7 protein-coding genes and 1 pseudogene are annotated in these 12,639 nt (G+C 69.3%); 4 read left to right on the forward strand and 4 right to left on the reverse strand.

Annotation, left to right across the window (positions count from 1 at the left end; genetic code table 11):
- Positions 1 to 1,080 (reverse strand): AAA family ATPase (locus ACWDZ6_RS30440; RefSeq protein WP_451505395.1); only part of this gene is annotated, 1,080 nt, incomplete at its 3' end.
- A 274-nt stretch (positions 1,081 to 1,354) separates the two neighbouring features.
- Positions 1,355 to 3,835 carry a tetratricopeptide repeat protein gene (locus tag ACWDZ6_RS30445; protein WP_451505396.1) on the reverse strand — a complete coding sequence of 827 codons (2,481 nt, stop codon included), beginning with the start codon at positions 3,833 to 3,835 and terminating at the stop codon, positions 1,355 to 1,357.
- A gap of 709 nt (positions 3,836 to 4,544) precedes the next feature.
- Here ACWDZ6_RS30445 and ACWDZ6_RS30450 point away from each other — a divergent pair.
- The 3 genes from ACWDZ6_RS30450 (at position 4,545) to ACWDZ6_RS30460 (ending at position 9,757) form a co-directional block, all read left to right on the forward strand.
- Positions 4,545 to 7,766 carry an NB-ARC domain-containing protein gene (locus ACWDZ6_RS30450; RefSeq protein WP_451505397.1) on the forward strand — a complete coding sequence of 1,074 codons (3,222 nt, stop codon included), beginning with the start codon at positions 4,545 to 4,547 and terminating at the stop codon, positions 7,764 to 7,766.
- Positions 7,767 to 7,948: 182 nt separating this feature from the next.
- The gene (locus tag ACWDZ6_RS30455) at positions 7,949 to 9,235 is read left to right on the forward strand and encodes a hypothetical protein (RefSeq protein ID WP_451505398.1); all 1,287 of its coding nucleotides are present in this window, start codon (positions 7,949 to 7,951) and stop codon (positions 9,233 to 9,235) included.
- A 21-nt stretch (positions 9,236 to 9,256) separates the two neighbouring features.
- Positions 9,257 to 9,757, forward strand: a complete 501-nt coding sequence (locus ACWDZ6_RS30460; RefSeq protein ID WP_451505399.1) for a hypothetical protein — start codon at positions 9,257 to 9,259, stop codon at positions 9,755 to 9,757.
- Between the two features lie 79 nt (positions 9,758 to 9,836).
- On the opposite strand, the gene rox is transcribed toward ACWDZ6_RS30460, so the two are convergent.
- A complete protein-coding gene (rox, locus tag ACWDZ6_RS30465) occupies positions 9,837 to 11,309 on the reverse strand; it encodes a rifampin monooxygenase (protein ID WP_451505400.1) in 1,473 nt (490 codons plus the stop codon).
- Positions 11,310 to 11,626: 317 nt separating this feature from the next.
- Positions 11,627 to 11,906: pseudogene (locus ACWDZ6_RS30470) on the reverse strand (precorrin-6A/cobalt-precorrin-6A reductase); the annotation flags it as partial.
- 427 nt (positions 11,907 to 12,333) lie between these two features.
- Here ACWDZ6_RS30470 and ACWDZ6_RS30475 point away from each other — a divergent pair.
- The gene (locus ACWDZ6_RS30475) at positions 12,334 to 12,624 is read left to right on the forward strand and encodes a hypothetical protein (RefSeq protein ID WP_451505401.1); all 291 of its coding nucleotides are present in this window, start codon (positions 12,334 to 12,336) and stop codon (positions 12,622 to 12,624) included.
- Positions 12,625 to 12,639: the final 15 nt, after the last annotated feature.

The following is a 12,639-nucleotide window of genomic DNA, read 5'->3' on the forward strand; positions in this document are numbered from 1 at the left end:
GATGTGCGCGGCGGCCAGGTGGCGTGCCGCGGCCGTGCCGTGCAGGACCTGCGCGAGCACCCGGTGGACGGCGCGCCGCCGCGACGCACAGGCGTCGTGGTACGCGACCAGACGAAGCCGCCGGTCGGCGAAGACCAGCCGCCCCCGGCGCAGTTCGAGAACGCCGTCCTCTTCGGCGGGCAGCAGCGCGTCGGGCTCATGACCGAGCAGCGCCAGTGCGCGCTGGACGGCGCCGCTGCGGCCGTCGCCCGCCGCAGCGGGCACCAGCAGGGCGGCGCGGGCGGTGTCAGGGAGCCGGGCAAGCGTCGGCAGAAGGGAGTCGCGCAGCCGCTCACCGGGGGTGAGCGGGTCGTCCAGCGGCAGGTTTCCCGCACACTGGCCCGGTGTGAGGACCGCCGGCAGTTCGGTGAGCGCGAGCGGATTGCCCTCCGCGACGGCGAGCAGCCGCTCGGCGACGTAACGCCGGAGCGGGTACGGGGCGGACCGCTGGAGCAGGATCCGCGCGTCGGCCGGGTCCAGCGGTCCCAGTCGCAGCTCCGGTACGCCGGTGAGGGCCGGGCGGATTGCGGACGTGGCGGCGGAGTAGCGGTGTTCCGCGGTGAGGAGCATGGCGATCGGCTCGCCCGCGATGCGCCGGGCCACGAAGAGCAGCACCTCCATGGACGGGGCGTCCAGCAGATGCGCATCGTCGATCGCGAGCAGCAGAGGACGCCGGGCGGCCGCGGCGCCGAGCAGACCGAGGGCCGCGGCACCGACCGCGAGACCGCTGTCACCGGGCCGGTCGTGCCCGGTGGCCAAGAGGTGGCCGAGCAGATCGCGCTGGGGTGCGCGGAGCTGTGGCAGATAGCAGCGGTGCGCCTGGACGACCTGGTGCAGGCCCGCGTAGCGCAGTCCCGATTCGGCGGCGGTGCCCGCGAGGGACACCGACCGCAGCGTGTCGTCGAGGGTGAGAATTCTGCGCAGCAGGGTGGTCCGTCCCAGCCCCGGTTCTCCTATGATGAACAACGCACTGCCACGCCCTGATGCCGCGTCACGGAGCAACCGGGCCAGTGCGGATGTTTCGGCGATCCTCCCGAGCACATTGCGCGCGGCGCTCCGGGAACAGACGCGACGCCCCGCGTCTCAGGTGCCGCTTCCCCCCTGCATCAGTCTGGCACGCGACGCTTCACCAGAACCGGGAAATAGTAGACATTCACCCGGTCAGGCAGCTCCTGACCAGCGGTGGACGAACGTTCCCAGCACCCGGAGCCCGGGCAGGACGACGCCTGTGCCGCATCCGGATGGTCCTGGAGACCGGCACCAAACTGCCGGAGGCCATCTCCTCTGCACATCCAGCGCTACAGGCCCCGGTCACCTAGCCATCCCGTGAATCCAGGGAGGACAAGGACTCTCTCGTGGCCACAGTCCTCGGGTGATCGGTTCCCAGCGTTCGCGTCCGTACGGCAAGAAGTGATCGGAGCTCCTCCGCTGCTTCCTGATGCCGGCCCAGCCGGACAAGCGTCAGGGCGAGCTCGTACTGTGCGTCCCCCGTGAGGTGGTGATCGGGTCCAAGGACCCGGATCTCCGCTTCGATGACCTCACGCAGTTCCGATTCGGCCTCTTCATAGCGGCCTTGCCCCGCAATCGCCTGAGCAAGTTCGCAGCGGGCGTCGAGTGCGTTCGTATGGTCCGGGCTGAGTACCCGTCGCTCGATGTCCAGGACGCTGCGGAGCTCGCTTTCCGCTTCCGCGTATCGCCCGAGGCACGTCACCACCCAGGCTCGATTGGAGCGCGCCTGCAAGGTGTACGGGTGCTGAGGGCCGAAGACGCGCACCCGGGTATCGACAAGTTCACTGAACACGGCCTCCGCTTCGGCGAAGCGGCCCTGGTGAGCAATCTGCAGACCCAGGTTGTTGTAGGTCATCAAGGTATAGGGATGCTCAGGGCCGAGGACCCGGATCCGAGTCTGAAGAACCTCGCGGTAGCCGGCCTCTGCCTCTGCGGGACGCCCTTGTTCGCCGACAGCACGCAGCAGCCAGTGCCGCGTGGCGAGCGTTTGGGGATGGTCGGGCCCCAGCACTCTGTGCTGATCCAGCAATACGGCGCGGCAGGCGGCCTCCGCTTCCGCCAGGCGGCTCTGTTCCACCAGAACGTGAGCGGCCTCGTGCCGTGTGGTCAACGTGGCCGGGTGATCCGGGCCGAGTGAGCAGAGCTGGGCCCTCAGAATGTCCTGCAGCTCGGACTCAGCCTCCCCGTAGCGTCCTTGATAGACGGCGGAGACGGCCCGCTGGTACCGAAGGGCGAGGACCGCCTCGTGATCCGGGCCGAGTTGTTCCGCCTGGTGGAGTGCTGACCTCGCAAGTTCCTCCGGAGCGGCCCAGGCACCGCTCCACCGCAACGCAGAACACGTCTGTACGACAGCCCACGCGATGGTGGCGAGTCCGTCGTCGTCCAGTACCGCGGGGCTCAAGGTGAGCAGAGACTGCACGTGAGGGAAGACGCTCAGCCAGACCGACCAATCCTCCGGGTTGTCGTGTCGTAGACGGTCGGTGGCGCTGCGGATCAACGAGGCTGCCGCCGAGGCGGCTTGGACGGTCAGGTGCTGGCGGCTGGCTGCTGCGACGAGCGGGTGCACCACAACTCCGGCGTCTGCCCGGCGGTTGGGGCTTGCTCCCCACTCGAGCAGGCCCACCGAGAGCAACGCCTCGAGCCCCGCGCGGACTTCGGCCGTGCCAGGCCCGCCGAGACACTCGCTCAGCGTGTTCAGGTCCATCAGCGGAGACCCGATTTCCACCGAGGGGGCGAAGCACGACAGCACCCTGAGAAGCCGGCGGGCTTGCGCTCTGCCTTGGGCCGCCAAGGCGTCCAGGGACACTTCCCACGTCTGGGTCACCTCCGATCGGGGCTCACTGCCCGTGCTCAGCAGGGCCGGAAAACGATCGTTGAGTCCTTCCAGGTACGTGGTGAAGGAGCGCTCGGCGGCAAACGGCGAACCCAAATACACTCCCGCCTGGCGCAAACCGAGGGGCAGGCCCCCAAGGCGTTGTGACAACGCACCTGCTTCCGCCGCTGTGCCGGCCCACGGCACCAGGTCGAGAAGCACGCGGGCACCGGTTGCGGCATCCAGGCATCCCAGCTGGTGAACATCGGCGTGCCGGCCCCAGACCCTTCGCTCCACGACCCGGCTCGTCACGACGATCAGCCCGGCACGAGTCGGACGAATCCATCCGCTGCCGTCGCCCACGGCAGTGTCCCCGAGCGCGATGACGTCCATGTCGTCCGCGTTGTCGAAGACGAGGAGCCACCCGCTCTCCGCCTCCAGACGTTCCCAGAGAACATCGGCCGGATCGCGAGCCCCTGCTCGTGCTTCCTCCACGTGGTTCGGAGAAGCACCCAGTGTGACGGCCAGTCCGAGGAGCGAGCCCATCAGGGATGCCTTCTCCGTGGCCGATACCCACCACACTCTGGCCCCTTGACTCTCCGCCCGATCGGCCAGCGCAAGGGCGACGGTCGTCTTTCCCGTACCTCCGAGGCCGGCCAACACCTGAAACCGGCCATCGGGCGCGGAGAACCGGTGGTTCAGCCGGGCCAGTAGCTCCTCCCGGCCATGCACTTCCCCAAGTCGGCCGGTAGGGGCACAGAGTGTGCGTGCGGGTCGGACAGGGGTGACGGTTCGGGGAGGGGAGTCGTCCGAAGCCGGTATCCGTCGGTCCTCGTCAGTGCCGTTCCCATGAACTCGGCCGGATTCCCCCTCGAGCGCCGGAGTTGGCGATTGCCGCATCTGCACCACCGCCACCAGCACGCTCGCTACGCCCGTGAGAGTGCCAATCAGGGTGAGCGCCATGCCCAGGTCCATGACGGAACTCTAGAGGCTACGACGCTCCTCGTTCGCACTACGCAGCGCCTTCAGCACGGTCCGTAACTCAGATTGGCCACAGCTCCACACCGCAAACGCCGTAATGGCCCCTCGCAGTCGGCGCCCATCTTGCGACGGGTTGCCGGATCGCTCCTCCGCTCAGCGCCGGGCTGAGGAGCGCCCTGTGAAGCGTCCGCCGGGGAAACAGTCCGGGCGCGCCGGCCGGACCCGGCACAGCAGCCGGCCAACTACCGGTGGGCCGCTGCCTGTCAGGATGCCGTCAATCCGGCCACGCGGCACCGCCGAGCGGCCGGTGGAAGTCCGCAAGCCAGGACCGTCATTCTTGACCGTTCGGCGCCGCAGACATGATGGCGATCGATACCGTGCCCGTACGGCGGGTCGCGGCGGGCAGGTGAGGTGCAGGCCGGGGTGGGGGTTGGTGCGGGTGGAGCGGGGGTCGTCCACGCAGGGCACGGCGGCCGCAACGTCGACGCTGCTGGGATTCGGCGCGGGGGTGCTGGCCAACGTGGCCACGTCGCAGTGGACTTGGTCGGTTGGTGCCGGTCTGTCGGTGGTGATCGCGGCGTGGGCCGGGCTGGAGGCATGGCGTGCGAGCCAACCGCATGCGACACCTCAACGCAGTCCTGATGGGGGCCGGGGCGGGGGCCACAGACATGGGCATGCGGGCGGAAATCATGAGCGGCCCTGGATGGCTCCTCCGCTGGACAGGATGATCGAGCGTCCCGAGCTGGCCGGCCGACTGCTGGCCGAGCTGACGGCACCGGAACCGAGCGAGGTCGGCATGACCACCGGGCTCCGGGGAGCGGGAGGGTTCGGCAAGACGACCCTCGCGGCGTGGGTGTGCCACCGGCCCGAGATCGCGGAACGTTATCCGGGCGGTCTGCTGTGGGTGACTCTGGGCCAGGAGATCCACGGCGCGGACTTGGCCGAGCGGGTCAACGATCTGGCCTGGGCACTGAGCGGCCACCGGCCGGTACTCTCCGACCCGGACGCGGCCGGAGCCGAGCTGGGTCGCCTGCTCGACCAGCACGGGCAGCCGGTGCTGCTGGTCATCGACGACATGTGGCACGAGGCGCAACTGCGACCGTTCCGATTCGGCGGGCGATGCTGCACCCGGCTGATCACCACTCGCATCCCCGACCTGCTGCCTCCCGGCAGGCCGCACATCACGGTGGACGCCATGTCCCTCTTTCAGGCCCGGCTGCTGCTCGCCGACGGCGTCACCGGGCTACCCGCTGACACAGCGCAGCGGCTGGCCCAGGCGGCCGGGCGGTGGCCCGTATTGCTCAATCTGCTCAACGGTGTCCTGCGCCGACGGATGGACCGGGGGCAATCGGCGCGGGAGGCGGCCGACCAGATCCTGCGCACCCTGGCAGCTGACGGGCCGGCCGCGTTCGACCCGGCCCGACCGGCTCTGCGCAGCCGGGCGGTGGCCGCCACCGTCGAGGCCAGCCTGGCACTGCTGGCGCCGGAAGACCGGCACCGCTACCTCGATCTGGCCATCTTCCCCGAAGACGTTGCCATCCCCTTGGAAGTGCTCGAACTGCTCTGGCCCGGGGTACGCATCGACCGCCTGTGCGAGGAACTGACCGGTCTGGGGCTGGTCGCGGATTACCGGCTGGATGCCCCCGGGCCCCGCCTGGTACTGCACGATGTCATCCGTGCCTTCCTGCACACGCACGTCAGTGCCGAGGACCGGGCGGAGGCACACCGGCGGCTGATCACCGCCGCCTGCGGGCTGCTGGCCCACGGGAATGGCGGCCGGGAACGGCCGTGGTGGACCCTGCCTGCCGACGCCGACTATCTGTGGCGCCATGTGCCGCTGCATCTGGCCGCAGCAGGCGAAAGTGAACAGCTGACCGCACTGGTGGGCGACCTGCGGTGGGTGGAGGCCAAGACCCGCAGGCTCGGCTCGGTGGTGGGAGTCACCGCCGACCTTGCGATGGTGGACAGCCCCAGCACCGACACGCTGCGGGCCGTACTCGAACGCGCCGCTTGTCTCCTCGGCCCGACAGATCCACCAGAGGCGCTGGGTGCGACGCTGGCCAGCCGACTCCACGGCCTGCCTCGACTGGAGACGACCCTGCGCCGCTATCAAGACACTCTTCCCCGGCCCCGGCTGGAGCCCGCCTGGCCCTTACCCGATCAGACCGACCCCGCCCGGCCACGCCCGGCCGGACACGTCGGCGGGGTAATCAGCTGCGCGTTCTCGCCCGACGGCACCCTGCTCGCCACCGCCGGCAACGACGACACCGTGCGGCTGTGGCAGCTCCCGACTGGCAGGGAACAAGCCGTACTCACCGGCCACACCGGCGGAGTCTGGGACTGCGCGTTCTCCCCCGACGGCACCCTGCTTGCCACCGCCAGCGACGACCACACGGTGCGGCTGTGGCAGATCCCCGACGGCACCCAACGAGCGGTCCTGGCCGGGCATACGGACTGGGTGCACAGCTGCGCGTTCTCCGCCGACGGCACGCTACTGGCCACCGCCAGCAGTGACCACACCGTGCGGCTGTGGCAGATCCCCCACGGCAGGGAGCAGACCGTACTCACCGGTCACACCGACGCGGTGACCAGTTGCGCGTTCTCCCCGGACGGCGCCCTGCTGGCCACCGCCGGCAACGACCGGACAACACGACTGTGGCAATTACCTCGCGGAACCGAACAGAGGGTGCTCGCCGGCCACACCGACACCGTGACTGCCTGTGAGTTCTCTCCGGACGGTGCCCTGCTGGCCACCAGTAGCGATGACCGGACCACGCGACTCTGGCAGACCGCCGACGGCACCGAACGAGCAATCCTTACCGGGCATTCCAGCGGGGTGGAGAATTGCGCCTTCTCCCCCGAGGGCACGCTGCTCGCCACCACAGGAGGCGACGGCACGGTACGGCTGTGGCACACCACCGACGGCACCGAACAAGCAATCCTCACCGGCCACACAGCCTGGGTACGCGGCTGCGCGTTCTCTCCCGACGGGACATTGATCGCCACCACCAGCAACGATCAAACTGCACGGCTCTGGCAGGTGGCGAGCGGTGCCACCGTGGCCGTGCTGGCCGGCCACGCCCGGGTATACAGATGCGCCTTCTCCCCCGACGGCACGCTGCTCGCCACCACAGGAGGCGACGGCACGGCACGACTGTGGCACACCACCGACGGCACCGAACAAGCAATCCTCACCGGCCACACCAGCCGAGTCCACAGCTGCGCCTTCTCCCCGGACGGCACCCTGGTCGCCACCACGAGCAACGACCGCACGGCACGACTGTGGCGAGTCGCCGACGGCACCCAACACACGGTGCTGAGCGGCCACACCGGCTGGGTGCGTGGCTGTGCGTTCTCTCCTGATGGCACCCTGCTCGCCACCGCCAGTAACGACCGCACAGTGCGGCTCTGGCAGATCGCCGACGGCACCGAGCAGTTGGTGCTGACCGGCCACACCGACGGGATAACCGGCTGCGTCTTCTCCCCGGACGGCACCCTGCTCGCCACCGCGGGCCACGACGGCACGGCACGGCTGTGGCGAGTCGCCGACGGCACCGAACACATGGTGCTGAGCGGCCACACCGACCACGTGAACGACTGTGCCTTCTCCCCGGACGGCACTCTGCTCGCCACCACCAGCGACGACCGCACGGTGCGGCTCTGGCAGATCTCCGACGGCACCGAACAGGCTGTGCTGACCGGCCATTCCAGTTGGGTGGAGAACTGCGCGTTCTCACCCGACGGCGCGCTGCTCGCAACAGTCGGCCGCGACCAAACGGTGCGGCTGTGGCAGGTGGCCACCGGTCGCCGCCACTGCGCCCTGCGCGTTGCCAGCGACCTGACCGGGGTCGCCTGGCATCCCGGCGCCACGTTTCTCTGCCTGGCCGGCGGAGTTGGTACGTACGTGCTGGCCTACATGCCGTAGACAACTCCCGGCCCTGTGCCCTCAACACCGATCGACCTCGGCCATGTTCGGAACAGGCACGCCGGCCCCGACTGACGGCTGGGTCGATCCTGTCGGGCCGGCACAAGGTCCGAAGACGAAAGACTTCCACCAGAACCGGTCACCACCCGCGCCGACTGCCTCCCCTCCCCGAAACTGCTGCGGTGGGAGCACACCGGCGGGCGCTGCTTCCCGTCTCGCAGACAGGAGGCTCGGTGCTGGTCACTCCGTTACCGGTCAACGCGTTCCTCAGACACCTGCTGTCCGCCTCCGCTACGAGCGGCTACCTGGGTACCGTGCTGTTGCTGGCCCGCACGGCCGACGCCCGCACCCAGCACGACGAACTCAACCATGACTGGACGAGCGTGCACGATGTGACCGGTGCGTCGCTGGCGGTGCTGTGCCCCATAGCGCCTCCGGACCACGATGGGCCGATTACGGGCGGGGGTGTCCAGCACCCTCGCAGGCCGCAGGCCGCGGGCGTCGCGGGCATGACGCTGAACCTGCCCTCGTTACGGGACGACGCGACCTTCGAAACCGCGTTCTGGAGATCCCTGGAGCGGGAGGACGCCTATGGCGAATTCGGTCAGGCGGCAGGGAGCAGACCGCACTCCGCCGACGTACACGAAAGGGGGTGGACACGGGCGACCACCAGCGCGGCGGCATTCTTCGGAATCCACGAGTCACTCCTGCCCTGCCTTCTCGTGCTGAGCATGCGGGAGCGGCACGGCACGCTTCTCGCCGTGGAGGAATCCCTTTCGGTCTACCGCCTGTTCAGGCAGCTCATCGTGCACATGGGCCCCGCGCCCTCCCAACTCGCGGAGCTTCTTCGGGAGGAGAGAACAACCGACTGGAGACTGAGCAGGCTGACGCAGGAACGAGTGCGCTACCAGAACGCCGTCAGCTACGTGCCCATCGAATGGCCCGTGCAGATCGATGCCCTCGGGCGGCACCTTGGCGCTGTGGAGCACCTGGCCCCCGATCTGATCGCGGACTGCCGCGGCCGGCTCGCCGCCATCAGGGACACCGGGTATTCGGATCGGGGCCTCGCCGAGAAGCTGCGCCAGGTGATGGACGTACTGCCCCCGGAGTCGGAACTGGACCGGCAGAACATCCGTAGTGGCATTCGCAGACGTCTGCGACGCGTCATTTCCAAACTCGACAACGGACCTCCCGGCGAAGGCCGCCCGGAGATCACCCGGCCGGCGGGCCTCGAGGAGATTCCGCGACTGCGCGCCAGGCTGGCCGAACTCAGCGACGAGATGAGACCGTTGAGGCAGCTGGTGGACGAGTTGAGTCTCTCGGACGCCGTACTCCGTGTGGGGCAGGATCTGTTGGCCCCCCTGGAGACACAGCCTCTGAACCCGCCGCGCTCTCTCCACGACTGGTCATTCACCTACCTCAAACGCCGCGAAGGCCGGACGCGTCCGATGACCATGGGCCGCGCCTGACCGGCCGCGGAAGGTGGGTTGATGGCAACGCCGGAAAGCAACGGCAGGCAGGTCCTTGTCGCACTGCTGGAGGATCAGCTCAGCGAGGAACGCAAGATCAAGGAATCACTCATCCAGCGCGGCAATGCGGTGGTGAGCAGCAGCGGTGTGCTGGTCGCGCTCGCCCTGGGAGCTGCCTCGGTCAGCGGCCGGGACTCCAAGGGCCACGTGCCTGCATCCGTTGCGGCCCTGACCATCGCCGCACTCGCCCTGTTCATCGCCGCCGCCGTCACAGCACTGAGCGTGAACATCCCGCGCCGCCATTCCACCCTCAGTACGCGATGGTTGCGGGAAGCCTGGGACAACCCCGGTCCCGATGCCTTCTCGGCATCGCAGAGTGCCCGGCTGGACCTGCTCGACGGCCTGCGCGGCGCGAACCGCTCCGCTGCACGGCTGCTCCTCTGCTCGCTCGTCCTGGAAGTGGTCGCAGTCTCGCTGCTGTCTCTCGCCGTGGCGGCCACCTTGGTCCACGCGGGCATCTGACGATATGCGGACCTCATACGGCCAGTCGACGGCTGCCGGATTTCGGTGTGGCCGGGGGGCTCGGCCACCCGGAGGTCGCTCAGCCGGCGGCAGCGCCGAACCACTGTGTCAGCCGGCCGAGCAGAGCCTGCTGATCTTCACCGACCCACGCCACGTGGCCGTCCGGCCGCAGCAGTACCGCGGGCACGTCCAGGTCCTCGCTGACGTCGACGACGTGGTCGACCCGATCCGCCCAGCCCGCCACCGAGAGCCGGCCGGTCTGGTCGAGCAGCAGCCCGCGGCCGCCGTGCATCAGCTCGTAGAGGCGCCCCCGCTTCAGTTCCACGTCCCGCATCCGCCGGCCGAGCAGTTCGTGGCCCTCGCCGAATTCGTAGCGGACGTCGACCGCGGTGATCATCTCGGTCACGTACCGGTTCACCTCCTCGAAGTCCATCAGCTTCGAGAACAACTCCCGCAGCGCGGTCGCACCCGGATCGGTACCCAGCAGCGTGATCTGCGCGCGGGTGTTCTCCAGCACGCGGGCGCCCACCGGGTGCCGTTCGGCGTGGTAGCTGTCCAGCAGCCCTTCCGGTGCCCAGCCGTTGACCGCAGCGGCCAGCTTCCAGCCGAGGTTGAACGCGTCCTGGACGCCGAGGTTGAGCCCCTGCCCGCCGGTCGGCGGGTGGATGTGCGCCGCGTCGCCGGCCAGCAGCACCCGGCCGACCCGGTAGCGCTCGGCCTGCCGGGTGGCGTCGCCGAACCGGGACAGCCAGCGCGGCGAGTGCACGCCGAAGTCGGTGCCGGCGATCGCCCGCAACTGTTGCTTGAACTCCTCGAGGGTCGGCGCGGTCGCACGGTCCTCGGCCACCCCGTCGGCGGGGACGACAACGCGGCACACTCCGTCCTCGTTGGGGACGACGCCGAACCGCAGTTGAGTCTTGCGGACTTCCTCGACGACGGCAGCAATCGTCGCCGGATCCTCGGTCACCTCCATTTCACCCAGCAGCGTCTCGACCTTGGCGGGCTCGCCGGGGAAACCGACGCCGAGCAGCTTGCGCACCGCACTGCGGCCGCCGTCGCACCCGACGAGGTAGCGCGAGCGCAGGTGCGTGCCTCCCCCTCCCCCGGCGGCCACGCCTTCATTGACGGGGGTGCCCCCACTGGCCAGCTCGACGGTCACCCCGTCCTCGTCCTGGCTCAGTCCGACAACTTCGCAGCCGCGCCGGATCTCGGCACCGAGTTCGACGGCGCGCTCGTTGAGCAGCCGCTCGGTGACCGGCTGCGGGGTGGCGACGCCGTACGGGTGCGCCGTGTCCAACCGGTCCGGCCACGGCTTGAGGATGCCGCCGAAGAGACCGCCGACCTGAAACTTCTCACTGACCGCGAGGAACCGGTCCAGCAGGCCGCGCTGGTCCATCATCTCGACGCTGCGCGCGTGCAGGCCCTGCCCGCGGGACCGCTCGGACGGCTCGGTCAACTTCTCCAGCACGACCACGTGCACGCCGGCCAGCCGCAACTCGCCCGCCAGCATCAAGCCGGTCGGTCCGCCGCCGGCAACGATCACGTCAATCACGAAGACTCCATTTCCGCAGGATCTGGCTTCGGCCGACGATTCTGCGGCACGACCCGGGTCTTGCCACAAGCCCCCCGGTGCGCTATACGTTGAGAGTGGCAAGGAGTGGGTAACCTCCTTGCCTTTGCTTTTGTCGTCCGCCGTGGACGGACACCCCTCGCGAAGCGGCGATGCGCCGCGTACGGCGGTACGTCGGCCCAGGAGGGTCTGCCATGGGCGTACAGATGCAGCCGCGGAACGATGAATTCACGAAACCATGGGCTGTGGGGAAGTCCCATCATCGGGGCAGCTTGCTGGTGCGCTCGGGGTGCGCGGCGCTTAGGTAGCACGTGGCGGCGCCGTCGCTGAGCCCGAAGAGCCGCATCAGGTGGAGAGGCGGTGAGTTCGGGTGCCGTGGCGGCACCGCCGCTGTCCGTGGTGACCAGCACGTCGATGGGGTGATCGCGCAGCAGCGCGGTTTCGTCCGCGGTCGTGAACGGGTCGCGGGCGAGCAGGACTTGGGGGCGGCGCGGCAGCGGCGGCTCTGGGGGCATCACTGAACCGCACGAGGAAGTCCAATGCGTCCAAGTGGGCGAAGGCCGCGAGGCCGAGGCAACCGTGCTGCGTCACCTGCGGGGCTCCGGTCGGCGATCGCGACCGCCAGCACTGCTGCCGCTGCTGGCGCCGGATGCAGGAGCAGGCAGCGAAGGCGCCATGTCCGGCCTGCAACAAGGACCGTGTACTCCAACAGGACCGGCGGTGCATCCCCTGCTCGCGGGTCGGCGAACAGTGCGGCCATGCGGTCCGCTCAGCCCATCGGGACGCGGCCCAACAGCCCTGCCCGCTGCGGCAAGCCGGACTATCTGCGAGACGACGCCGGCTGGTGCGGATCGTGCTCGCGCACGGTCCACCGAAGCAGCCACCCCGAATCTGCCGCACGTGCGGACAGCTGCGGCGTCATGCCGGCCTGGCCCGCTTCTGAGTCTCCCGAGCCTGTGGCCCGGTCACCGACCTGAGCTGGCTCCCGGACGACGAACACTCCAACGTGCCCAAGCGACCTGAGCTGGCTCCCGGACGACGAACACTCCAACGTGCCCAAGCCCTGCCGGGAGAGACGACCGCCGAGGCGGTCGACTGCAAGAAGCGGCATGACGACGGGATGCGGGAGAACTCCGAGGTCGGACTCGCGGGGCTGGCGTTCATCACCGATGTCGACTTCTCCGGCTACGACGTCGACGTGCCGATCCAGCAGCTGGCGGCCACCTCGGGACCAACGGCCACCAGAACTCGCCGGCCGCCAAGCTGGACACCCCCAACCGGACGCTGCGCCAGATAACAGCGACGTCCCACG

Source organism: Streptomyces sp. NPDC002926, from assembly GCF_053591755.1.

Bases quoted from the DNA above. Each gene is read 5' to 3' on its own strand.
- ACWDZ6_RS30445 (WP_451505396.1), bottom strand. From the start codon at position 3,835: ATGGACCTGGGCATGGCGCTCACCCTGATTGGCACTCTCACGGGCGTA.
- ACWDZ6_RS30460 (WP_451505399.1), top strand. From the start codon at position 9,257: ATGGCAACGCCGGAAAGCAACGGCAGGCAGGTCCTTGTCGCACTGCTG.
- ACWDZ6_RS30450 (WP_451505397.1), top strand. From the start codon at position 4,545: ATGGCTCCTCCGCTGGACAGGATGATCGAGCGTCCCGAGCTGGCCGGC.